This is a genomic window from Novosphingobium decolorationis (assembly GCF_018417475.1).
Classification (GTDB): domain Bacteria; phylum Pseudomonadota; class Alphaproteobacteria; order Sphingomonadales; family Sphingomonadaceae; genus Novosphingobium; species Novosphingobium decolorationis.
On sequence record NZ_CP054856.1, the window covers coordinates 3,801,805 to 3,824,267 of the forward strand.

Here is a 22,463-nt window from a genome sequence, read left to right on the forward strand (position 1 = left end):
ACCGCTCAATGCGCGAGGGACGCGATGGCTCCGCGGCCGGTCAGCTTTTCTTCGTCTTCTTCACGTGGTCGCTGCGTCCGAAGTCGGGGCGCGAATCGTCCTGGCCTTCCTCGATGATCGAGCGGCGGATGGCGCGGGTGCGGGTGAACTGGTCGAACAGGGCCTCGCCATCGCCGACCCGGATCGCGCGCTGGAGCGCGGTCAGGTCCTCGGTGAAGCGCTGGAGCATGGTCAGCACCGCCTCCTTGTTGGACAGGAAGACGTCGCGCCACATCGTCGGGTCCGAGGCAGCGATGCGCGTGAAGTCACGGAAGCCACCCGCCGAGTACTTGATGACTTCGCTCTGCGTCACGTCCTCCAGGTCCGAGGCCGTGCCCACGATGGTGTAGGCAATGAGGTGGGGCAGGTGGCTGGTGACGGCGAGCACGAGATCGTGGTGCTCGGGCGACATCAGTTCCACGTTGGCGCCCAGCGTCTCCCAGAATTCCACCAGCGTGCTGAGCTTCAGGAGATCGGTGTGCTCGGGCGGGGTGACGATGCACCAGCGGCCCTGGAACAGCGAGGCGAAACCGGCGTCGGGCCCGGAATTCTCGGTGCCCGCAACGGGGTGCGCGGGGATCACGATGTGATCGGGCAGAGCCTGCGCCAGATCGGCGGCAATGCGCTTCTTGGACGAGCCCACGTCGCTGACGAGGCATTCGGGCGGGATCGCTTCGCGCAAGGGCTTGGCGGCCTTGCCGATGGCGCCCGGAGGCACGCAGAAGATGACGAGTTCGGCTTCGGCCACCGCTTCCTCGGCGCTCTCGCATACCGTGTGGCACAGCCCGCGCTCGGCCGCGCGGGCGCGGGTGGCGGGATCGAGGTCATAGCCGGTGACGCGCGCTTCGGGCAGGTATTCCTGGATGGCAAGGCCGATCGAGCCGCCCTGGAGGCCGAGCCCGATGATCGCGATCTGCGAAAAGGTCATCCGGCAGCCTCCGCCATCTCGGCCAGCGCGTCGGCCATGGCGTCCATGTCCACGCGCTTGCCGATGGTGAAGCGCAGCGCCTGGGGCAGGCCCTGTCCCGGCAGCCAGCGCACGATGTAGCCGCGCTCGGCAAGGCCGTTGTAGGCCGCCTCGGCGCTGAGCGCGCCCTCGAACAGGACGAGGACGAAGTTGGCCTGGCTCGGCAGCGGGCGCAGGCCGTGGTTGCCCAGAGCCTCCAGCTTGCCCACGAAGCGCGCGCGCTCCTCCAGGTTGTGCGTGTAGCTGCGTTCGATGAAGGCGGTGTCGCCAAGCGCGGCGAGGGCGCTCGCCTGCGCGGTGACCGAGACGTTGAAGGGGCCGCGGATGCGGTTCAACGTGTCGATGATCGCAGGTGCTCCGGTGCCCCAGCCTACGCGCTCGCCGGCAAGGCCGAAGATCTTGGAGAAGGTGCGCGTGACAAGGACGTTCTCATGCGTGGCGGCAAGCGCAAAGGCGCCATCCTCGTCCTCGGCGGGGACGTATTCACCATAGGCCTGGTCGATCACCAGCAGCACGTCGGAGGGAAGCGCGGCGTGCAGGCGTGCGATCTCGCCCTTGGGCAGGTACGAGCCGGTCGGGTTGTTCGGATTGGCGAGGAAGACCACGCGGGTCTTCTCGGTGACGAGGCCGAGGAGCGCATCGACGTCCGTGCCGTAGTCCGCATCGGGCGCGACAACCGGCGTCGCGCCGCAGCGCCGGGCCGCGATGTCGTAGACCGCAAAGCCGTAGCGTACGTAGATGACCTCATCGCCCGGTCCGGCATAGCCTTGCGCGGCAAGGTTCAGGATCTCGTCCGAGCCGGTACCCATGACGACGCGCGCAGCCTCGAGGCCATGGCGCGCGGCAATCGCCTCGCGCAGCGCTCGGCTGTCGGGATCGGGATAGAGCGAGGGCGGCACCGTCTGTAGGCGGGCGGCGAGGGCGGCCTCGCTCGTGCCCAGCGGGTTCTCGTTTGCCGAGAGCTTGATCAGCGGCCTGCCATCGGCTCCGGCCGACTTGCCCGGGACATAGGCATGGATCGCCTCGATCCACGGCTTGGGGGCAGGGGCGGGCTTGGACGTCGTGGTTTCGCTCATAGTGCGGGCGCCTTTACCCCAGCCATGGCGCGATTGCACCTGTCATTTCGACAAGCCCTGTGCTGTGCGCGGTGCAGGTGCGAGAAAGATGAGATAAGTTTCAACTTTGTTCGCAGCCTGAACCTGTTTTCCTGTCAAATACCCATAATTTTCCGCAGAAAATCAGCTTCCTGCAGGGGTTTCGCAGGCGCAGCACGCAAAGTTTGACAGCGGGTGTCTAATCCGGGAAGCTGGTGCCCTGTCAAACAAAGTTTCCATGGCTACAGCACACACCATTGATCCCACCCAGGTGCTCACACTCGATGAGCCACTCACGCTCGACAGCGGCCAGACGCTGCCCCTCGTGGAAATCGCCTACGAGACTCACGGCTGTCTGAACGCGGCCAAGGACAACGCGATCCTGATCTGCCACGCGCTGACCGGCGATCACCATGTTGTCTCGGACCATCCCCTGACCGGCAAGCCGGGCTGGTGGGTGCGCATGGTGGGCCCGGGCAAGCCCATCGATACCGACCGCTACTTCATCATCTGCGCCAACGTGATCGGCTCGTGCATGGGCTCGACCGGCCCGGCCAGCCTGGCGCCCGATGGCGAGCCCTGGGCCATGCGCTTTCCGGTCATCACCATCCGCGACATGGTGCGCGGCCACGTGGCGCTGCTCGATTCGCTGGGGATCGACACACTCCACGCGGTCGTCGGCGGATCGATGGGGGGCATGCAGACGCTCTCGCTCGCCGCCAACTTTCCCGAGCGCGCCCGCGCGGTCCTTGTCCTCGCCTCAACGGCGCGCCACTCGGCCCAGAACATCGGCTTCCATGAGCTGGGGCGCCAGGCCATCATGGCCGACAATTCCTGGCGCGAGGGCGACTACTACGGCTTCGAGGACAGCCCGGAGAAGGGCCTTGCCGTCGCCCGCATGGCCGCGCACATCACCTATCTGTCCGAGGAAGGGCTGACCAAGAAGTTCGGCCGCCGCCTCCAGGATCGCTCGGAAAAGACCTTCGGCTTCGATGCGGATTTTCAGATCGAATCGTACCTGCGCTACCAGGGCATCTCGTTCTCCAACCGCTTCGATGCGAACTCCTACCTCTACATCACCCGCGCGATGGACTACTTCGATCTCGCCGAGGAGCATGGCGGGCGCCTTGCCAACGCATTCCGGCGTTCCAGGGCGCGCTTCTGCCTTGTCAGCTTCGATACCGACTGGCTCTATCCCACGTCCGCCTCGCGCAACGTGGTGCAGGCCCTGAACGCGGCCGGAAAGCCGGTCAGCTTCGTCGAACTTTCGGCCCCCTACGGGCACGACTCCTTTCTGCTCGATGTCCCCGCACTGGACCGCGTGGTGGCCGGGTTCCTGGGATGATCGAACTGAGCGATGATCCATCGCGCCTCGACGTGGCGCGCATTCACGGCTGGCTGGCCTCCAGCTACTGGACGCCGGGCATCGCGCGCGAAAAGGTCGAGCGCCAGATCGCCGGATCGCATTGCCTCGGGGCCTACCGCACCGAGGATGGGCAGCAGGTCGGCTTTGCCCGCGCCATCAGCGACCGCGCCAGCTTCGCCTGGCTGGCCGATGTCTGGGTGGATGCGGAGGCGCGCGGGCAGGGGCTTGGACGCAGGCTCGTGTCCTGGTTCCTCGACCATCCCGAGTACGCCGATGTGCGCCGCTTCGCGCTCGCCACCTGGGATGCGCACGGGGTCTACGCCCCGCTCGGCTTTGCCGCACCGAGCCGTCCCGATCGCCTGATGGAGCGGCTTTCCCCCACCCTGAAGCAGATGCTGGAAGACACGCCATGACCGCGCTTCGCCCCGACCTTGCCGTCATCGCCGAAAATGTCGCGACCGGTGCGAGCGTGCTCGATGTGGGGTGCGGGGATGGCACGCTGCTTGCCGCGCTGCGCGATGAAAAGCACTGCGATACGCGCGGCATGGAGCTTGCGCCGGCGAATGTGGGGGCCTGCGTCGCCCGCGGCCTCTCGGTGATCCAGGGCGATGCGGACCAGGACACCGTGTTCTACCCGGACAAGTCGGTCGACTACGCGATCCTCTCGCAGACCCTGCAGACGACCATGCGCCCCGACCTCGTGCTCGACGAACTGCTGCGCATCGGCGAAAAGGCTTTCGTCAGCTTCCCCAATTTCGCCTTCTGGCGCGTACGCCTTTCGCTTCTGCTGCGTGGACGCATGCCGATTACCCGCATGCTGCCGGTGGTGTGGTACCAGACGCCGAACATCCACCACGTCACCATCCAGGACTTTCGTACCCTGCTCAAGGACCGGGGCATCACCATCGAGGGCAACTGGTTCCTCTCGGGCGATACCTCGTGCCGCACGGCCGCAGCCAACTTCCTGGCCGAGCACGCGATCTTCCTTCTTTCGCGCGCGGCCTGAGTTATCCACTCCATTCCCGGCGCGCCGCGTCCCCTTCCGGCTGGACGCCCCGCGGCGCGACGGGCAAGGATTGCACCATCATGTGGCACATCTTCCAGTTTCCCCTCTGCCCCTTCAGCCGCAAGGTTCGCCTGCTCATGGCCGAGAAGGGGATCGCCTACGAACTTCAGACCACGCGCCCCTGGGAGGGCGAGGATCGCCTGTTCCAGATGAACCCGGCCGGGCGCACGCCGGTGGTGCACGAGACGGCCAAGAACATCGTCCTCGCCGACAGCCGTGCGATCTGTGAATACTTCGAGGAAACGGTGGAGCGCGGCGCGCTCATCAGCGGCACCAGCCAGCAGCGCGCCGAGATCCGCCGCCTGATCGCGATGTTCGACGAGAATTTCTTCCTCGATGTGACAGCGCCCCTGCTGCACGAGAAGATGAAGAAGCGCCTCGTGCTGCGCCAGTCGCCGGATGCCCGCCTGCTGCGCGATGCCATGCGTCTCGCGCATGACTATCTCGACTACATCGATTACCTGATCGACAACCGCCCGTGGCTGGCGGGCTCCACCATGACGCTGGCCGACCTTGCCGCGGCCGCGCAGATCTCGGTCGCCGATTACCTCGGTGGCCTCGACTGGTCGAGCCACGAACAGGCGCGCGGCTGGTATCTGGTGATGAAGTCGCGCCCGAGCTTCCGGCCGCTGCTGAGCGAGCGCATGGAAGTGATCCAGCCGCCCAGCCACTATGGCGAAGTCGACATCTGAGAGGTGGCGCGCGTTCCGAAAGGAAACGGCAGAAGAAGGTGAATTTACCAAGGGGTCATCACCCCTTGACCCCAAAACGGGCGACCTCACGTTCCGCGCGCCAGCATGGCTGAGAAACGTGAGGTCGCCCGTTCGGGGAGCCCGAGGGCGATGGCCCTCGGAACTATCTTTTTTAAATTAGGCTGTTCAGGCCGCGCTGGGGTGCTTGGCGCCGAAGCGGCCGTGCTTGCGGAACTGTGTCATCCAGCGCTCGAGGAAGAGGCCCATCGGGCGGGGCGTGACGCCCAGGTCCTCAAGCCCCGGCGCCGCGCCGCTGGCCACGCTGCCCGCCTTGAGCAGCTTGTACTGGTCGGTGCTGATCGGCGTGAAGGGCAGGGCCGCGATGAGACCGCCCAGGCCATCCGAAAGCTCGATGAAGCTGGGCTCGCGGTTCTCGGCGCGGGCGATGCGGGCGTTGAGGCCGCGCATGGTGACGACTTCGGGGCCGGCCAGCTCGAAGGTCTTGCCGCCAAACGCGAACGGGTCGCCCGCGGCATTGGCAATGGCGGCCGCGACGTCGTCGACGAAGACCGGCTGCAGCTTGGCTTCGGGGGCGAAGATCGGGAGCACCGGCATCGAGCTCATCATGCGCCCGAACATCATCACGAACTGGTCGTCGGGGGCGAAGATCACCGCCGGGCGCACGATGGTTGCCTCGGGGAAGGCGGCGAGGGCCGCGGCTTCGCCTTCGGCCTTGGTGCGCGCATAGGCAACATCCGAGCCCGCGTCGGCGCCAATCGCCGAGACGTGGACGAAGGACGCCGCGCCTGCAGCCTTGGCGGCCGCGGCGATGGCCCCCACGCCTTCACCCTGGATGTCGTCGAGCTTGCCCTTGAAGGCGCCGACCAGGTTCACCACGGCATCCGAGCCGGTGAGGACGGCGGCAAGCGAGTCCGGCTTGGTGACGTCGCAGCGCGCGAACTGGACCGTGCCCAGATCACCCAGCGCCTTGATCGAGAAGGCCTTTTCGGGGTGGCGGCTGGCGATGCGCACGCGTGCGCCGCGCTCCAGCAGTTCCTGCGCGAGATGCTTGCCGACAAAGCCGCTGCCGCCAAGGATGGTGACGATCTTGCCGTAAAGCGTATCGGTGGGGCTCATGCTCATCTGCGTTCTATCCTCAAGGCCTTGGTGCCGGGCGGAGCGACGAGTCCCGCTTTGCAGCACATCGCCAAAGCCCCTGCCACAAGCACGGGAACTCGGCAACCGGCCAGTTGTTTCCGCGGCTTGCAGGAAAGTGCACCTCGCAAAGGTCCTGCAAAGCCGCACAAATCCGGCAGGTTCGAAGCGGGAGGATACAAAAAATGCATTTTCCTTTCAAACCCCTGTTGACACGAATCGCACCGCCCCTTAGAGGCGCCCTCCTACCCGGCGAGGACGGCAACTTGGTCCCCTCGCCTCCGTGCCCAGATGGCGGAATTGGTAGACGCACCGTCTTCAGGTGGCGGCGCTGGTAACGGCGTGGAGGTTCGAGTCCTCTTCTGGGCACCATTCACCTTTCCGCAGGTGATCGTAAGTAGCTAAAAAGTCCCGGGAAACCGGGGCTTTTTGCTTATATGGTGTCCGTGTCTGTTCGCCAGTAAAGGCCCCCAGTCGCGGCCACATGGGGGCCTTTTGGGGGCCTCGCTCGGGGGCCTCTGATCAGACCTTCCCAGCCTTCAGATCGTCGAGCCAGTCGCTCCACCACTGCATCATCTCAACGCGCTCCTTCCAGTAGAGCGTTCGGTTGTAGGTCGCGCTGACGGTGTTGCCGACCTTATGTGACAAGGCACGCTCGATTGCGTCCGGGTTCCACTTTCCGCTTTCGTTGAGCAATGAACTTGCCATCGTGCGGAAGCCATGGGCCGTCATCTTGCCTCCGTACCCGAGGCGCTTGAGGGCGCCGTTCAGCGTGTTCTCGGAAATCGGGCGTTCCCCCGAGTTAAACGCCGGAAAGACATATGGACCGTTTCGCAGGGCGGCCATCTCCTCGATGATGGCAAGGGCCTGGGTTGAGAGTGGGACCTGATGGGGCTTGCGCATTTTCAGATCATCAATTCGTGGAACCCACTGGGCGTCATCCAATTTCAGGTCAGCCCATCTCATCTGTCTGATTTCCCCTGGGCGCTGAAACAGGTGCGGGGAGATGCGCAAGGCTGCAAGCGTTGAAGGGTAGCCTGTGCAACGGTCGATGGCGCGCATTAGATCCGCGACTTGGCCCACGTCGATAATTGCCGGGATGTGCGTGACCTGAGGTGTTCGAAGTGCGCCTCGGAGCTGCGTGGCCGGATTGGTTTGGGCGCGGCCGGTGGCAATGGCATAGCTGAAGACCTCACCTGCTATCGATCTTAGTCGTCTGGCAGTCTCTCGCTTGTCCTTCGCCTCTACCTGCTGGATTGCTGTGAGGAGTTCGGGAACAGAGATGTCATTAACTGGGGCGCTGCCGATCGCCGATTTCAGGTGATTGAGCAGCCAGTTCTTCTTGCTGATGGTGGTGTCTGCCAAGCCATCAGCCTGGCGTTTGTCCAGAAATTCGTCAGCGAGAACAGCAAACGTATGTCTGGCTTCGCGTCGTGCTGCGGACTTCGCCTTCTTTCGCTCGCGGGAGGGGTCGAGGCCATCCTGCAGCGTGGCACGGGCCTCATCGCGTAACTCGCGCGCTTTTTTGAGCGAGACGTCTGGCCACGGGCCGAAACTCAGTTTGCGTTCGACGCCATGGTGGCGAAACTTCATACGCCAAAGCTTGGCTCCTGTGGTTTTGACGAGAAGGTATAGGCCTTTCTCATCGAATAGTTTCCAGTCTTTCGTACGTGGGCGCGCGTTTTTGATTGTCGTGTTGGTAAGGGGCATCGTTGTCCTGCCTGGCATGAAACATCAGGGAAAGGGCGGTGCTGCGAGGGGACGGTCGAAGTGGCTGGCGCCGCAGGGGCGCCATTTCCACCTCGCCGTGGCAGCGAGATCAACGATTTGGAGAATGAGAATTAGAGCGAGATCGAAGTGTTGCGCCTTCAGGCTGCAGCGAGGTTCTCTTCCTGAAAGCGCAGAAGTGCAGAGTGGGAAATGCGGCGTACGCTGCCAATGATGATAAAACGAAGTTCGCCTGTATTCATCAGTTCGTATAGCTTCGTGCGGCCTACTCGCAGTATCGAGCAGGTCTGATTGACCGTGTAGTACTGAATTTTTTCCAAGATTTGCCTCCATTTGTTGGTGGAAGCTGTTCCTATATGCACGCGAATGAGCGTGGGCAAACACTGTGTCGGGGTTCAGCCTAGACTAACCCGAAGAAAGTTCAGCGAACTTCTTGCTGGCTTGCATGTAGCGAGATCGCTGGCCAGATGTCCTCGATCATGGCGTCGCTCAGCACGTCTGCGCCGACATGCGTCCATGCCGGGGCGTCCTGCTGCCAAGTGAGGGCGTCTACATCCATCGTTGGACCCTTGATCATATCCCAGGGGTGCTTGTCGTCGTTCGGTCTGGCGTAGCGGATGCGGAAATGCATCGGTACCTTGTGGCCGATGAAGTCCAGTGTGCCTTCAAGGATGAACGAACCGGTCTGGCAGGCCCCGTCGTATCCTTCTAGCATGTCATCGAAGTCAGGTTTGGGGCTGGGTTCGTCGAGTGACAGGTCCAGAGCCTTCAAGAGGGCTCGAGTTTCCCGTGCCGGGGCATCTCGGTTCAGACGGCGAACGAGTTCGTAGGTGAGGTAGTGGGGAAGCTTCATGTTCGTGTCCTTCCAGCGCGCGTGGCATGGCAAGCGGCGCATGGTGCGCCACGGCCGAGAGGTCGGCGATTTTCGTGTGGGTGTGGTCAGGCTGTTGCGAGACGCTGCAGATCGTCGAGGATCGTCAACTTCTGGACCGAGGTTCGATCCTGTCCATGCAACTGCTGTTCCCAGAGTAATTCGAGCTTGCGAAGGACGCCCGCAATGTTCGGCGCAGGAAGATCGACCAGAGCGTCTTCGGCCGCAGCCAGGCGGTCTTGAAGCTCTCGGTCGTTATCCGGCGCGCTATCAAGCTGTTGAAGAAGCGTGTCGATAGTGGAAGCGGCACTGGCCCAAGCCAGGGCCACGCTGCTAGTCGGCGTGTCAGCCATTGAGTCGTCTCCGATTAAGACGGTTGATGGTCAGGCCCGGCTGGAGGTTGCCGCCTCTGGTCGGGCCGTCGGTGATTATGGGAGCCTGCGAGTCTTGGCGCAAGGCGCGTGAGCTGCTCCTCGGGAATTTTTTCTAACAGGATTAATCTGAATGATCGGCGTTGCCACCGGGGGCATAACTTAGCTGAAGGTGCAGGTGTCGGCCCACTGCGCAGCGCTCCCGTGGACGATGTCGAAAGTGCTCGGCCCTTCGTCGGGGGGGGGGCTCTATTGCGTCGCCGGAGCGTAGCAGCGCCTCGAAGCCATAGATGTGCAGGGGCAGGTGGTAACTACCGCCAGGATGCCTTGTTGGTTGACGTTGAATGTTCGGTGTTCATGCCCCTTAGGTGCCAGTGTCGCTCGGGGGCTGCAAGCGAGTCGGAGGCGTCTAGCTAGGCTAAACCCCAAAAAAGGTAGGGGGAATTAATATTAGATTTTCTGAAACCCCAATCCCCCATAGGCAAAACTTTTTTTGGTCTAAAAGTAGGTTATAGAGGAAAAAAAGTTTTCCTTTAGAGGGAATGGGTCCCCGTTAGATCTAATATTAATTCATCGCCGCCAGCAGCCGGAACCCCACTGGCAAATCGCCCGCTGGTTCTGCTCTAATTTGGACTCACGAGGCCGCAGAGGGCGTCTAAGAGAGCACGATGTGTCATTGTCGCCTGGCCATGGACAAGCCCTCTACTGCGCTGAAATCGGCGCCATTCCGCTCGTGTTCGTAAGTATCTTTATGGCGAGCTTGAATTTCCAGACCAGGTAACCTGATACTCGATGCGGAGAAAAATCCGGTGGATTAGCGCTGCGTAACGAGCAGTCGAAAGCCGAGGGGCAATTCTCCTGTCCATTGCAGGCCTTGGTTCTGGATCGTCCAGATTGATCGGCTCGAGCAGGCGTATGTCCGCGCCAGACTGGCTTTCGTATGGCCAACCTTCAGATCATCAAGGATTTTGAGCTGGCATAGGAGCGGGATTGGACTCGACTGCCCACCGGGGCGAAGCTTCGATAGCCTGATCGCGTCATCACGCGTCGCGCTCATCCAGTTCGCGGTGACCATGTCGGCCAGGTTCTCGAAGTCTGCCAGGTATCGTCGCGCCGCGACAATCGTGCTCCAGCTGCTGCGGAGGTTGCGGACATGATACTGTATATGGAAGCCAGGCATGGCAAGCCAGATCGCCAAGTCTTCACGCACGTCGTCGGGAAACTCTGGTGTATTCCAACCGCGACGCGCGATCCACTCGCGGCAGCGGCTCTGACTTCCGTCCGGATCCAATAGTCCTGCATGGTAGAGCACGCGGGGGCCTTTCCTTCAGCTTTGCCTATGCGTGATGTTTCCTGTTCGCCTGGCTCAAGCCAGCGCCTGCCAAGTCGCCGATAAATTTCCATCTTGCCGCCAGATGGCACCGACTGCCACCGCAAACGTGGCTGGTGCGCAGAGGTCCCGTTCGATTTAAGGGCGAGACGTGTGAGGGCAGACCTGACCGAGGCTATGGTGCCTGCGGTTGGCTCGCCTTCGGTTCGATAACGAGTGACGTGCTCCCCAGATTGTTACCATTCAGAGGTAGAGTCTCGCTCCTTCATGATTGATGTTTGATGGGATGGCAACGTGTCTGGGGGCATGCCCCCAGACACGTTCGCTGGCGATCTCGGCGGGGGTCTTCCCGCCCAGTTTCGAGTGTGGTCTGACCGTGTTGTAGTTGTGCTGCCAGGCAGCCAGCACGAACCGGGCATGGGCCAGTGAGGTGAACAGGGTCTCGTTGAGGCATTCGTCGCGCAGACGGCCATTGAAGCTCTCCACGAAGCCGTTCTGCATCGGCTTGCCCGGCGCGATGTAATGCCACTCGACATGCCGCTCCTGCGACCAGCGAAGGATGGCCGACGAGGTCAGTTCGGTGCCATTGTCGCTGACTACCGTGTGCGGCTTGCCGCGCATCCCGATCAGGCTGGTCAGTTCCCGGGCCACCCGTGCGCCTGACAGCGATGTATCAGCCACCAGCGCCAGGCATTCCCGCGAGAAGTCATCGACCACGCACAGGATGCGGAAGCGCCGACCGCAGATCAGGCTGTCGGAGACGAAGTCGAGCGACCACCGCTGGTTCAGCCCATCCGGCAGCACCATTGGTCTGCGCGTTCCCAGCGCCCGTTTGCGCCCGCCACGGCGGCGCACCCGCAACCCTTCCTCGCGGTAGATGCGCAGCAGCTTCTTGTGGTTGGGCTTCATGCCTTCCCGCGCCAGGAGGCATACAGGTGCTGCAGATCATAGATCCCTATTGTTGCGCTCAGGAAGATGCTCGCCGCAGGCTGGTTGATTTCATTGCGCGCTTTGACAAAGCTGCGGACTCGATTGGGAAAGTGCATGTCGTCAGCTTCGATGCTGACTCCTTGCGAGACAGCTATGAAAGCAATGAGGAACAGTGTGGCGACATCGAGAGGAAAGTGGCCGCCAAGCTGCCAAACACCAACTTCCATCATGCCCCGAGATCTCGCAGAGGGACTGGCGATCTGCACGATCGCAGAGTCACCGCCACGTTCGCGGATGGAAGCCGGGTGATCTGGGATCTGGGTCGCGGCATCGATGGTATCATGTCGCCGCGCTTCGGATGCGTTGTTAATGCTACGGTTGAACAGTCGTAACGCCGGTCTTGGCGCTACGATTTCGCATCCAGGGGCATCCACCGTGGAGGCGGTGTGGCCCCGGCGATCAATGATTTCCCATTGCGGAGAAAGGCCTCGATTAGGGAGTTGCATGGCCTAGGAGAGATCGCTGGGTCTGGTAGTGGTCACCCCCTTCCCATTGCCTAAACCGAAGCCCTCTGCATCTAGCAGTCCACTCATGAAGGCGAAGGCAGTAGGCTTCGGTTGGCCTTGTACGCTTTCATCATCGAGATCGAATTGGATCTCAGCGCAGACGCGAGTTTACCGCCAGCTTGGTCTGTTAGAAGGGTGGCACCCTTTATGAACGCCAGGGCTCGGGGCGCACGCGATGGCCCCTCATTTGTCGCGAAAAAATTTTTGCCATTTTTGGGTGGAGGATGATCCGAGTTTGCCAGGCGGGCTACTTCGATGCCAGCTCATCACGGTCATCAGAGGCTGCGTTCGAGGGCGATTTGGGTTCGCATAGTTAGAGGCCGCGATTGCCTTGAGTAAGGCTACTTCTGCCTTGAATGTGTTCGACTTTTCCGATTTTTCTAAGTACTTGTAGGAGTGCGAAGGGGGCTTCCCCACTGATCAGGATATGCTTGGTGCAGACGTCCCGAGGGACGAATATGGAGGTGGCCGTGTAGCTTGCCTGATGCGACACGGCACGAGGCGGGATGAGCATTTTGATGGCTGACACGTTTTTTCAATCACCTATCCTGAACTCGCCCTATGAGGAGCCGTCGCGCCACTGGGATCTTGATGAGAACGGACAGCCGACTACCGAGATCGTCAGCCACAGGCGCAAGAGCGCTTTGGTCTCGCCAATTCCAAAGGCCAAGAAGGTCCGAGGAAAGGCTGCGCAGCAGGGGGAACTGCTGGCAGATGAGATGGGGCAGGAGTACAATCCGACTGAAGTCATAAATGGCATACGCTCGGCCGTGGAAAGCTGGCGTAACCTTCCAGAGAGCCAGTGGCAGGTGACGCCTTCTACAGCCCGGTTACTCCGCCATTGGCGTACTCATGATTTCGTCAACCAGAAACCCTTCTTCTGCCAAGTCGAAGCAGTGGAGACTGTGATCTGGTTGACGGAAGTCGCGCCGAAGTCATCGCAACAAGGGCGTCGTTTCTGGTCTCACCTTGAGGCAGCGAACGCAGCTTCGAACCCGGATCTGATGCGCCTTGCGCTCAAGCTTGCGACGGGCGCCGGCAAGACGACCGTCATGGCGATGTTGATTGCTTGGCACACCGTGAATGCCGTCCGTCATCCTAATGCGAAGCGATTTACGCGCGGTTTCCTGGTGGTCGCACCAGGCATCACGATCAAGGACCGCTTGCGGGTCCTGCAGCCGAACGATCCGGAGAGCTACTACAAGAGCCGTGAGATCGTGCCCGAGGACATGCTGCCAGATCTCGGCAAGGCCAAGATCGTCATCACCAACTACCACGCCTTCAAGAAGAAGGATGAGGTTTCGCTAAACAAGGTGCAGCGTTCGGCACTTCGCACCGAGCCGAAGCCGGAGAGCGACGGTGCCATGATCCGCCGGGTCGCTGGCGAGTTGATGGGCATGAAGAACATCGTCGTTCTGAACGATGAGGCCCACCACTGTTATCGCGAACGACCGCTCACGCCTGACGAGGAGAAGGCACTCAAGGGCGAAGATCGTGCCGAAGCGAAGGAAAACAACGAAGCTGCACGGCTTTGGATTTCAGGTCTGGAGGCGGTTAAGCGAGAGTTGGGCCTCAATATGGTCTACGATCTTTCGGCGACACCCTTCTTCCTCAAGGGGTCGGGCTATCGCGAGGGTTCGCTGTTCGGTTGGGTCATGAGCGACTTCTCGCTGATGGACGCGATCGAATGCGGCATCGTCAAGCTCCCACGCGTTCCCATCATGGACAACGTGCCCGGAGGCGAGACGCCGATGTTCCGCAACTTGTGGGAACACATCGGCAAGAAGCTCCCGAAAAAGGGGCGCGGCAAGTCCGGCTTCGATGATCCGCAGAAGCTGCCCAACGAGCTACTGACGGCCATTGACGCGCTCTACGGCCACTATGAGAAAACGCATACCGCCTGGCGTGAGGCAGGCATTGGCGTCGACCCCGTCTTCATCGTGGTGTGCAACAACACCGCGACATCCAAGCTCGTTCACGATTACATCAGCGGTTACGAACTGGAGGATGAGAACGGCGCCAGGACGCTGATGGCGGGCAAGTGCAAGTTGTTTCGCAACTTCGATCCGGATGGCGTCGCTCTTCCACGTATGCGGACCTTGCTAATCGACTCGATGCAACTGGAGTCGGGCGAGGCGATCTCGTCGGATTTTCGAGCTGCCGCTGCTGATGAGATCGACCGCTTCAAGCAGGAACTGGTCCAGCGCACGGGCGATCGCGTTGCTGCCGAGAAGATCGACGACAGCACCATCCTGCGCGAGGTGCTCAACACCGTGGGCCGCAAGGGGCAACTGGGCGAGGGTATCCGATGCGTCGTTTCCGTCTCGATGCTGACCGAGGGCTGGGACGCGAACACCGTCACTCATGTCCTTGGTGTGCGCGCCTTCGGCACGCAGCTCCTGTGCGAGCAGGTGATGGGGCGTGCTCTGCGCAGGCAGTCCTATCAGTTGCAGGAGGATGGACGTTTCGGCGTTGAATACGCCGATGTTCTTGGCATCCCATTCGACTTCACGGCCCAGCCGGTCGTCGCCCCGATCCGAACCCCGCCTGACATGGAGCGGGTCCATGCCCTTATCCCGGATCGCGACACGTCGGAAATTCGCTTTCCACGGGTCGATGGCTACCGCACGGAAATGCCGCAAGATGTCATTCGTGCCGAGTTTACGGCTGACTCCGCACTGGAACTGACACCAGAACTTGTTGGGGCGACGGAAACCGTGAACTCGGGCATCGTCGGGGAGCAGGCCGAGCTGACGCTCGACCACCTAGGTGAAATTCGTCAGTCTTCCATCGTTTTCCGTATGGCCGAAATGATCGTCAAACGGCGCCTTACCGAAGCGTTGCAGCCGATTAACGCGGGCCTCGTCATGCAGATGCGTACCATCGTGCGTAAGTGGATGAACGAGCACCTTGTCTGCAAGGGCAACACCCGCCCGGCGCAGATCCTCTATTATGCGATCGCTGACCGGGTTGCAGATCGTATCATGAACGCAATTACGCGCGGCGCCGAAGGCGGCGGTCGCGTGCTGGCGATACTCGATCCCTACAACCGGGAAGGCTCCACCCGCAGCGTGAGCTTCATGACTAGCCAGGATCGTTACGAGACGGGCGAACGGTGCCACATCAATTACGCGGTGATCGACAGCGATTGGGAGGCCGAGTTCTGCCGTGTTGCCGATCAGCACCCGCGCGTTCTGGCTTGGGTGAAGAACCACAACCTCGGCTTCGAGGTGCCCTACACCGCTGGCGGAGAAGCGCGTCGCTACCGACCTGATTTTATCATCCGGCTCGACGATGGCCGAGGCGAGGACGATCCCCTCAACCTCATTGTCGAGATCAAGGGGGAGCGCGACGAGGATGACAAGGACAAGGCCGAGACCATGCGCACCCTGTGGATCCCGGGTGTGAACAACCTCGGCACGCAGGGGCGCTGGGCCTTTGCCGAGTTCACCGATGTCTGGACCATCAAGACGGAATTTGCAGCTAAGGTCGAAGCTTGGCTGGATGAACTGGTTGGAGAAGCCGCAGCATGAAACGCGTATTATGGATCAAAATTGGCTGGGCAGACTGCTATCAAGGCGATCTAGTGCGTGGCAACTTTGACTATCCGCAGCAGCGACGTGCGGAGATGTTCAACTTCCTGCCGAACGGGGATGGTACGTACTGCGGCTATACTGGCAGCATGTCTGGCAGCACACCATCGAGTGAAAAGCCAGACGACTGGTTGGTGATCTTCATAGCGCGCCATCCTGAACTCGGCGGCATGTATGTCGTCGGCTGGTATGAGGGCGCCACTTTGGGTGAGAGCCGTGCTCGCGACGATGTCGCCTTGCCAGAGCCGATGTTCGGCGATGATAAGGCGGATGAGGCTCCTGTTTACTCGATCACCGCCAAGTCGGCTTACCTCGTGCCGCCCGAGTATCGCCTTGAAGGATATTCCCACAAGACGATTGGCTCTGCCAGATTTTCATATCTGTCTGGCCCCGGTATTGAGCGAACTGCCGATAAGGCCGAAGTTCGCAATGAACTTTTGAAGCGGGTCCGAGCTCTCAGATCCGTCGCTATTCAGAACCCGGAGCCTGGCGTCGACCTGCGTAAGGTGGACCCGCTTCTTGATCTTGGAACTGCCGCGTTCCGAGCCGAGGTTGAGAAGGCCGCGATCAAGGCTGTTATAAAGACGCTCAAAGCTGAAGGCTTCAAGGTCAAAAGCCATGAACATTTGAACCGCGGGTACGATCTCAAGGCCACCCACAGGGAAACGGGTCAGGTACTTCGCGTCGAGGTCAAGGGTACGGCGGGGCGCTCCAGGCGTTTCTTCCTTTCGGAGAACGAGAAGCGATTTCTTGAGAACTCGCAGTGGCGATTTGCGATTGTCACGACCGCACTCGAAAAGCCGACAGTCGAGATCTTCGACCTTTCAAAGTTTAAAGCAGAGTTCGATCTTTCACCTCTCGCGTGGATCGGTCGTGAAAAAGTCAAGGATCCTGCCTGATGGCTCGTGCCCCCAAGAAACCCCTTACCGTTGAAACGCTCACGCATGATGAGGCGAGTCGGAAGAATGCGCCTACGGCGGAGCTGGAGGCGTTTGTGCCGCCTGATGTGAAGACGCCAATTCGGGCGGCTTACGAGCGGCGCAATCCTGATCTTGATCCGCAGTTGGTGTGGCGGGGCAAGGACATGGCGGACTGGTCGGACCTCGTGGTCGAGGCGCCTCCGCTTTACATTCAGGAGAAGATCCACCCCAAGGCGCTGGTCGAGGATCTGAAGCGCGCGGCGAAGCGGCGGGCCGAGCCGGAGCCAATGGCGGACCTGTTCTCCGATTTCAATGGCGTGGCCCCGGAGGCGAAGACTGAGTTCTACGCACATGACCAGCACTGGTCGAACCGAATGATCCTGGGCGATGGCCTGAAGGTGATGGCAAGCCTGGCCGAGCGCGAAGGTCTGAAGGGGCAGGTGCAGTGCATCTATTTCGACCCGCCCTATGGCATCAAGTTCAACTCCAACTTCCAGTGGTCCACCACGAGCCGCGACGTGAAGGACGGCAAGGCTGACCATTTCAGCCGCGAGCCAGAGCAGGTGAAGGCCTTCCGCGACACCTGGCGCGATGGCATCCACTCCTACCTCACCTACTTGCGCGACCGCCTGACCGTGGCCCGCGACCTGTTGACCGAAAGCGGCTCGGTATTCGTACAGATTGGGGACGAGAACGTTCATCGTGTGCGAGCATTATTAGATGAAGTATTTGGAGATGAGAACTGCGTTAGCATGATTTCATTCGCCAAGACGTCAAGTGCGACGACGAATGCGCTTGCAAATACAAGTGATTATATACTCTGGTACTCTAAAAATTTGGCTGCATTGAAGTACCGCGCACCCGGTATCACAAAAACTCTGACCGGCCCTGGTGGGGGTGAGTACCGTTCGATTATTTTCGAGAATGGTGAGGTTCGTCGTTTGAGCGACGACGAAGTTTTATCGAATGAGTTGCCGGATCATGGGCGGGTTTTCCGCCTTGATACTGTAACCAGCCAGTCTCCAGGTACAAAATATGAAGTAAAACTGGCGGGAAGGTCGTTTTATCCTAGTGGTTATTGGAAAACCGATAAAGATCGGATGGCACGCCTTATTCGTGCTGGCCGCATCGTGGGGCGTTCTGGGTCGCTTGGGTACCTTAGGTACTTTGAAGATAGCTTACAGGTTGCGATGTCAAGTACATGGACGGACACTCAAATCGCTGGGCGACCGGGCGACAAAATATACGTCGTGCAGACGTTACCAAAAGTCATTCAACGCTGCATCTTGATGACCACCGACCCAGGCGACCTCGTGCTCGATCCCACCTGCGGATCGGGCACCACCGCCTATGTTGCCGAGCAGTGGGGGCGGCGTTGGATCACCATGGACACCTCACGCGTTGCGCTGACGCTCGCACGGGCGCGGCTGATGGGTGCGCGCTATCCCTGGTATCTGCTGGCCGACAGCAAGGACGGGCAACTCAAGGAAGCCGAAGTCACCCGCACGCCGCCTTCGATGGCGGCAACGCATGGCCGCATCCGTCAGGGCTTCGTCTACAAGCGTGTGCCGCATATCACCTTGAAGTCCATCGCCAACAACGCCGAGATCGACACGATCTGGGAGCAATTCCAGCCGACGCTCGAAGACCTCCGCGTTCAGCTCAATTCTGCGCTCGGCATGGAATGGCAGGAATGGGAAATCCCGCGCGAGGCAGGCAGGGATTGGCCCGACAGCGCCCTGTCGGCGCACAAGGCCTGGTGGGCGCAGCGCATCGCCCGCCAGCAGGAAATCGACGCATCGATCGCGGCCAAGGCCGATACTGAATACCTCTACGACCAGCCCTATGAGGACAAGGGCCGCGTGCGCGTGGCCGGGCCGTTCACGGTCGAAAGCCTCTCGCCTCACCGCGTCCCCGCCGTCGATGTGGACGACAGCCTGTTCGATGAACTGGAGGCTGCCGAAGGGCGTCGCCAAGCGGGCGAAGTGGGTGGGGGCGAGGCGGCGGACTTCGTCTCCATGGTGCTCGACAACCTGAAGAAGTCCGGCGTCCAGCAAGCGCACAAGGCGGATCGACTCGTCTTCACCGCCACCAAGGGTTGGCCGGGCCGTTACATCAGCGCGGAAGGCCGCGTGCGCCAGTCTTCTGATGCCGAGGATACCCCCGAACGCCGCGCCGCTATCCTCGTCGGCCCCGAGTACGGTACCGTCTCGCGCGCCGATCTCACCGCTGCTGCGCGCGAGGCGATGGAGGCGGGCTTCGACCTTCTGGTGGCGGCTGCCTTCAACTTCGATGCCCACGCCAGCGAGTTCGACCGCATGGGCGCGCTCACCGTGCTGCAGGCCCGCATCAACCCCGACTTGCATATGCCCGACCTTGCCAACACCGGCGCAGGCAACCTCTTCACCGTCTTCGGCGAGCCCGACATCCAGGTTCATGACGAGGCCGATGGCATGGTTTCCATCGAAGTGGCCGGCATCGACATGTACAAGGGCGGTGAGATCAAGAGCAGCAATGCCGACGAAATTGCGGTGTGGTTCATCGACACCGACTACAACTACGAAAGCTTCTTCGTGCGCCACGCCTACTTCCCCGGCGCCAACGATCCCTACAAGGCCCTGAAAACCACCCTCAAGGCCGAGATCGACGCCGAAGCCTGGGAAAGCCTCAAGCGCACCCGCTCCCGTCCGTTCCCAAGGCCGATCGACGGGCGCGTAGCGGTGAAGGTGGTGAACCACCTTGGGGATGAAGTGATGAAGGTGGTGGAGGTTTGATCTCCACAAGCTGCAATTTATAACGGGGCCGCAAATATGGTTGATCTGGTTCGATCAGTTACAAGTATACCCTTCTCTGAGAGAAGGTACATCGCAGTGCTCTCAGATCAGGAGTATGACCGGAGAGTCGGTTTTACAAATAAGCTTAAATATGGAGAAATTATTGTAGAGGCAATTCCTTTGATATTGCCCGGAGGTCCATTAGTTAGAGTTGCCGGTAAGTTTGCTTTGGATAGAATTGTGCAGAAGGCTAATTATTCTTATTCTAAAGGTGTGAGCAATGCGGGAGGGACTGTTCACCTTCTTCCACTAAGAGAGGCGAATTTATTTAAATTCTTGAGCGGGTCTGCTGAAGTTGGAAGGGCTTATGCAGTAAACCCTTTGTGTGATAATATGTATTATTCTGTAGATACATACAATGATGATATGGTCGACCATAAGTTGAGTGAGCTTGAGAGGGTTTTGAACGCTCTTGGTGCCACTAGGTATAGTATATCTTTCCAATCCGAATATTCGTCGTCATTCGATGTGAGTATTGACGGGCAGGAAAGGAAATTCTTTAATCGAGGTGCTAAGGCTGCTTTTGAAGCAGAAAGTCGCCGAGCCAGAGCTCGGCGCTTCGAGCGCAGCGGAACTTCAGCCGGTGGCGAGCCCACCCTTCCTCAAGATCTCGTTTGGCTTGAGCGCGAGCCTTCATGGGAAGCGCTCGTCGAAAGCCGACTGCATTACGGCAGGAAGACATTTGACCTGAGCGTTACATTGGATCGTGACTTGCGTATGTCTGCTAAGGTCATGGCAGATTTAAAGGTTCTGCGTCTTGATATGCAGGCCAAAGTCGAAAGCAGGTCTAGTGTTACACTTTATGTGAGTGGGGAGTTCTAAATTGTGAACCTGCTCTGGTCTTCCACGTTCACCGATGCGCTGGGGAAACTGGCGCCGCAGGAGCAAAAGCAGGTCAAGCTTACCGCCACTGACTTACTCTTCGATCCCAAGGGCAACGGTATCCAGCTCCATCGTGTCGAGAAAACTCAGGGGCTTTGGACAGCGCGTGTCAGTCAGGATCTGCGCATCGTACTGCATAAGGATGGGGACCACACCTTGCTGGTCTACGTCGGTCATCACGATGAGGCTTATCGCTGGGCGGAACGGCGCAAGCTGGTTCAACATGAGCGCACGGGCGCGATGCAGATCGTTGAACTGGTCGAGCGCGTCGAAGAACGCCTGATCTACACTGACCGTATCGTTGAAGGTGATCATGGCCAGCCGCTCCCGGCGCCAAAGCCCTTTGCTGGCCTCAGTGACGACCAGTTATTGGACGTCGGCGTGCCGCGTGATTGGCTTGAGCCCGTGCAGCAGGCTCCGGAAGCCAGTGTCGATGGGCTTTTCGACAGTCTTCCCGACGAGGCTGCGGAAGCCCTTCTGGATTTCCTTACCGGTGGACGGCTCGAAGATCATGTCGCAGTGCAGGCTGCGCCTGGATCCGACCCCTATACACACCCCGATGCCCAACGGCGTTTTCGCGTTCTGGAGAACGTGGAAGAGCTACAGGCGGCTCTCGACCAGCCGTTCGAAAAGTGGGCGGTGTTTCTACACCCCGCCCAGCGCAGTCTGGCAGAGCGTGACTGGTCCGGTCCGGCACGTGTTACCGGCTCAGCGGGGACTGGCAAGACGATCGTTGCCTTGCATCGCGCGGTGCACATTGCCCGTGAGCAGGCCGATGCGCGTGTCTTGCTGACGACTTTTTCCAAGCCTCTGGCCGTCTCGCTTGGACGTAAGTTTGAGATCTTGACTGAAGCTGAGCCGTCCTTGCGAGAGAAAGTGCAGGTTCGCACCCTCGATCAGGCCGTCTATGATTTGCACACGAAGTACTTCGGCCAGCCGAGCATCGCGAAATCCTCTCACATACGTGCGGCTATCGCGGATGCTATCAAGGCGGGGCTGGGCGCAGGTCTAACGCCTGAGTTCCTGTTCGAGGAATGGGATGAAGTTGTCGATGCGTGGAATGTTACGGAGGCCGGTGCCTACGCAGTCGTTCCCCGCATCGGGAGGCGAACCAGACTTGGCCCCCAACAGCGCGATGCCGCATGGAGCGTGTTCGAGTTTGTGCGTGAGCGCTTGGAGCAGCGTGCAGTGATGACCTGGTCGCAAGTCTTCGCTCGCGTGCAGAGCGGGGAGGAGGCAGGGCAGCCGCTTGGCTACACACACGTAGTAGTCGATGAGGCTCAAGATCTGTCGGTGGCTCAGGTCAAGTTCCTTGGGGCGATCTCCAAAGGGCAAGACGACGCTTTGTTCCTCGCAGGCGACATTGGTCAGAGGATCTTCCACTTGCCGTTTAGTTGGACGCGCCTGGGGCTCGACATTCGGGGGCGAAGTCATGCGTTGAAGGTCAACTACCGCACTTCGCACCAGATCAGGTCCATGGCCGACAAGCTGCTTCCGGCGACGATCGCCGATATGGACGGCATCGAAGAAGGTCGGCGTGGCACGGTATCAATCTTTGATGGACCCGATCCCCGCTTGTTGCTCGTGGAAAGCGTAGAGCAGGAGCAGGAGGCGGTCGCCAAATTTATCTTGGAATGCCTCGATGCTGAAATGACGCAGGCAGAAATCGGCGTTCTGGTTCGGGGAGACGCTCAGCTTGGACGCGCTCGCGATGCTGTCAGGGCTGCAGGGCTTGATGTTCGCGATGATGCCGGTGTGGCCATAGCCACCATGCACGAAGCGAAAGGTCTGGAGTTCAGAGCCGTGGTGGTGATGGCCTGCGATGAACATGTAGTCCCAGACTCGAAGCGGCTAGCGATGATCGGTGATGTGGCCGATCTTGAAGCCGCTTTTGAGACCGAACGGCATCTGCTTTACGTTGCTTGTACGAGAGCCAGAGATCGCCTGCTCGTGACTGGATTGGAGCCTGGGAGTGAGTTCCTCGATGATCTGACATCGAGGAGCTGAATGTCAGTGGAGGGGGGCCTTTTTGGGGGCCTCCTTATGGGCGCCTATGGTG

The 22,463-nt window shown here is 60.4% G+C and carries 18 protein-coding genes, 1 tRNA gene and 1 pseudogene; 11 read left to right on the forward strand and 9 right to left on the reverse strand.

Features of this window, described 5'->3' with window-relative positions; genetic code table 11:
* Positions 1-40: 40 nt before the first annotated feature.
* Positions 41-967 (reverse strand): prephenate/arogenate dehydrogenase family protein, encoded by a 927-nt coding sequence (locus tag HT578_RS17580; protein WP_213500891.1) that lies wholly within the window; start codon positions 965-967, stop codon positions 41-43.
* Positions 964-2,082, reverse strand: coding sequence for a histidinol-phosphate transaminase (gene hisC / locus HT578_RS17585; protein ID WP_213500892.1), 1,119 nt, complete (start codon positions 2,080-2,082; stop codon positions 964-966). The genes HT578_RS17580 and hisC overlap by 4 nt, the downstream gene beginning before the upstream one ends.
* A 256-nt stretch (positions 2,083-2,338) precedes the next feature.
* Here hisC and metX point away from each other — a divergent pair, with 256 nt between their 5' ends.
* From metX to HT578_RS17605, 4 genes are all read left to right on the forward strand, one after another.
* On the forward strand, positions 2,339-3,445 hold the full coding sequence (metX, locus tag HT578_RS17590) for a homoserine O-acetyltransferase MetX (RefSeq protein WP_213500893.1): 1,107 nt from the start codon (positions 2,339-2,341) through the stop codon (positions 3,443-3,445).
* Entirely contained in the window at positions 3,442-3,879 is a 438-nt protein-coding gene (locus HT578_RS17595) for a GNAT family N-acetyltransferase (protein WP_213500894.1), read from the forward strand. The genes metX and HT578_RS17595 overlap by 4 nt, the downstream gene beginning before the upstream one ends.
* Positions 3,876-4,472, forward strand: coding sequence for a methionine biosynthesis protein MetW (metW, locus tag HT578_RS17600; protein WP_213500895.1), 597 nt, complete (start codon positions 3,876-3,878; stop codon positions 4,470-4,472). Before HT578_RS17595 ends, metW begins: the two co-directional genes overlap by 4 nt.
* A gap of 80 nt (positions 4,473-4,552) precedes the next feature.
* Complete coding sequence (locus HT578_RS17605; protein WP_213500896.1) at positions 4,553-5,224, forward strand: glutathione S-transferase family protein; 672 nt, start codon at positions 4,553-4,555, stop codon at positions 5,222-5,224.
* 186 nt (positions 5,225-5,410) lie between these two features.
* On the opposite strand, the gene HT578_RS17610 is transcribed toward HT578_RS17605, so the two are convergent.
* Positions 5,411-6,367, reverse strand: a complete 957-nt coding sequence (locus HT578_RS17610; protein WP_039388671.1) for an SDR family NAD(P)-dependent oxidoreductase — start codon at positions 6,365-6,367, stop codon at positions 5,411-5,413.
* 297 nt (positions 6,368-6,664) lie between these two features.
* On the opposite strand from HT578_RS17610, the gene HT578_RS17615 reads away from it, so the two are divergent.
* Positions 6,665-6,751: transfer RNA gene (locus tag HT578_RS17615), tRNA-Leu, on the forward strand.
* Between the two features lie 150 nt (positions 6,752-6,901).
* Here the strand turns inward: HT578_RS17615 and HT578_RS17620 are convergent.
* From HT578_RS17620 to HT578_RS17645, 6 genes and pseudogenes are all read right to left on the reverse strand, one after another.
* The gene (locus HT578_RS17620; RefSeq protein ID WP_213500897.1) at positions 6,902-8,089 is read right to left on the reverse strand and encodes a tyrosine-type recombinase/integrase; all 1,188 of its coding nucleotides are present in this window, start codon (positions 8,087-8,089) and stop codon (positions 6,902-6,904) included.
* 158 nt (positions 8,090-8,247) lie between these two features.
* Positions 8,248-8,427 carry a helix-turn-helix domain-containing protein gene (locus HT578_RS17625; protein ID WP_213500898.1) on the reverse strand — a complete coding sequence of 60 codons (180 nt, stop codon included), beginning with the start codon at positions 8,425-8,427 and terminating at the stop codon, positions 8,248-8,250.
* Positions 8,428-8,528: 101 nt separating this feature from the next.
* Positions 8,529-8,960 carry a hypothetical protein gene (locus tag HT578_RS17630; protein WP_213500899.1) on the reverse strand — a complete coding sequence of 144 codons (432 nt, stop codon included), beginning with the start codon at positions 8,958-8,960 and terminating at the stop codon, positions 8,529-8,531.
* 86 nt (positions 8,961-9,046) lie between these two features.
* A complete protein-coding gene (locus tag HT578_RS17635; RefSeq protein ID WP_213500900.1) occupies positions 9,047-9,331 on the reverse strand; it encodes a hypothetical protein in 285 nt (94 codons plus the stop codon).
* 832 nt (positions 9,332-10,163) lie between these two features.
* Positions 10,164-10,661, reverse strand: a complete 498-nt coding sequence (locus HT578_RS17640; RefSeq protein WP_213500901.1) for a hypothetical protein — start codon at positions 10,659-10,661, stop codon at positions 10,164-10,166.
* Between the two features lie 261 nt (positions 10,662-10,922).
* Positions 10,923-11,606 (reverse strand): annotated as a pseudogene (locus HT578_RS17645) (IS3 family transposase); the annotation flags it as partial.
* Between the two features lie 8 nt (positions 11,607-11,614).
* Between HT578_RS17645 and HT578_RS17650 the strand changes: the two are divergent.
* The 6 genes from HT578_RS17650 (at position 11,615) to HT578_RS17675 (ending at position 22,411) form a co-directional block, all read left to right on the forward strand.
* Entirely contained in the window at positions 11,615-12,001 is a 387-nt protein-coding gene (locus HT578_RS17650) for a hypothetical protein (protein WP_213500902.1), read from the forward strand.
* Positions 12,002-12,693: 692 nt separating this feature from the next.
* Positions 12,694-15,708, forward strand: coding sequence for a BPTD_3080 family restriction endonuclease (locus HT578_RS17655; protein ID WP_213500903.1), 3,015 nt, complete (start codon positions 12,694-12,696; stop codon positions 15,706-15,708).
* Positions 15,705-16,667, forward strand: a complete 963-nt coding sequence (locus HT578_RS17660) for a protein NO VEIN domain-containing protein (protein WP_213500904.1) — start codon at positions 15,705-15,707, stop codon at positions 16,665-16,667. The genes HT578_RS17655 and HT578_RS17660 overlap by 4 nt, the downstream gene beginning before the upstream one ends.
* Positions 16,667-19,462 carry a site-specific DNA-methyltransferase gene (locus tag HT578_RS17665; protein WP_213500905.1) on the forward strand — a complete coding sequence of 932 codons (2,796 nt, stop codon included), beginning with the start codon at positions 16,667-16,669 and terminating at the stop codon, positions 19,460-19,462. The genes HT578_RS17660 and HT578_RS17665 overlap by 1 nt, the downstream gene beginning before the upstream one ends.
* 36 nt (positions 19,463-19,498) lie before the next feature.
* Positions 19,499-20,344, forward strand: coding sequence for a hypothetical protein (locus HT578_RS17670; protein WP_213500906.1), 846 nt, complete (start codon positions 19,499-19,501; stop codon positions 20,342-20,344).
* Positions 20,345-20,347: 3 nt separating this feature from the next.
* Positions 20,348-22,411, forward strand: coding sequence for a 3'-5' exonuclease (locus HT578_RS17675; RefSeq protein ID WP_213500907.1), 2,064 nt, complete (start codon positions 20,348-20,350; stop codon positions 22,409-22,411).
* Positions 22,412-22,463: the final 52 nt, after the last annotated feature.

What these genes read in the sequence shown, in the direction of transcription:
- HT578_RS17670 (WP_213500906.1), top strand. Translation starts at nt 19,499, where the DNA reads ATGGTTGATCTGGTTCGATCAGTTACAAGTATACCCTTCTCTGAGAGA.
- HT578_RS17630 (WP_213500899.1), bottom strand. Translation starts at nt 8,960, where the DNA reads ATGAAGCTTCCCCACTACCTCACCTACGAACTCGTTCGCCGTCTGAAC.
- HT578_RS17580 (WP_213500891.1), bottom strand. Translation starts at nt 967, where the DNA reads ATGACCTTTTCGCAGATCGCGATCATCGGGCTCGGCCTCCAGGGCGGC.
- HT578_RS17635 (WP_213500900.1), bottom strand. Translation starts at nt 9,331, where the DNA reads ATGGCTGACACGCCGACTAGCAGCGTGGCCCTGGCTTGGGCCAGTGCC.
- metW (WP_213500895.1), top strand. Translation starts at nt 3,876, where the DNA reads ATGACCGCGCTTCGCCCCGACCTTGCCGTCATCGCCGAAAATGTCGCG.
- HT578_RS17610 (WP_039388671.1), bottom strand. Translation starts at nt 6,367, where the DNA reads ATGAGCATGAGCCCCACCGATACGCTTTACGGCAAGATCGTCACCATC.
- HT578_RS17665 (WP_213500905.1), top strand. Translation starts at nt 16,667, where the DNA reads ATGGCTCGTGCCCCCAAGAAACCCCTTACCGTTGAAACGCTCACGCAT.
- HT578_RS17595 (WP_213500894.1), top strand. Translation starts at nt 3,442, where the DNA reads ATGATCGAACTGAGCGATGATCCATCGCGCCTCGACGTGGCGCGCATT.
- HT578_RS17655 (WP_213500903.1), top strand. Translation starts at nt 12,694, where the DNA reads ATGGCTGACACGTTTTTTCAATCACCTATCCTGAACTCGCCCTATGAG.
- hisC (WP_213500892.1), bottom strand. Translation starts at nt 2,082, where the DNA reads ATGAGCGAAACCACGACGTCCAAGCCCGCCCCTGCCCCCAAGCCGTGG.
- HT578_RS17660 (WP_213500904.1), top strand. Translation starts at nt 15,705, where the DNA reads ATGAAACGCGTATTATGGATCAAAATTGGCTGGGCAGACTGCTATCAA.
- HT578_RS17620 (WP_213500897.1), bottom strand. Translation starts at nt 8,089, where the DNA reads ATGCCCCTTACCAACACGACAATCAAAAACGCGCGCCCACGTACGAAA.
- HT578_RS17605 (WP_213500896.1), top strand. Translation starts at nt 4,553, where the DNA reads ATGTGGCACATCTTCCAGTTTCCCCTCTGCCCCTTCAGCCGCAAGGTT.
- metX (WP_213500893.1), top strand. Translation starts at nt 2,339, where the DNA reads ATGGCTACAGCACACACCATTGATCCCACCCAGGTGCTCACACTCGAT.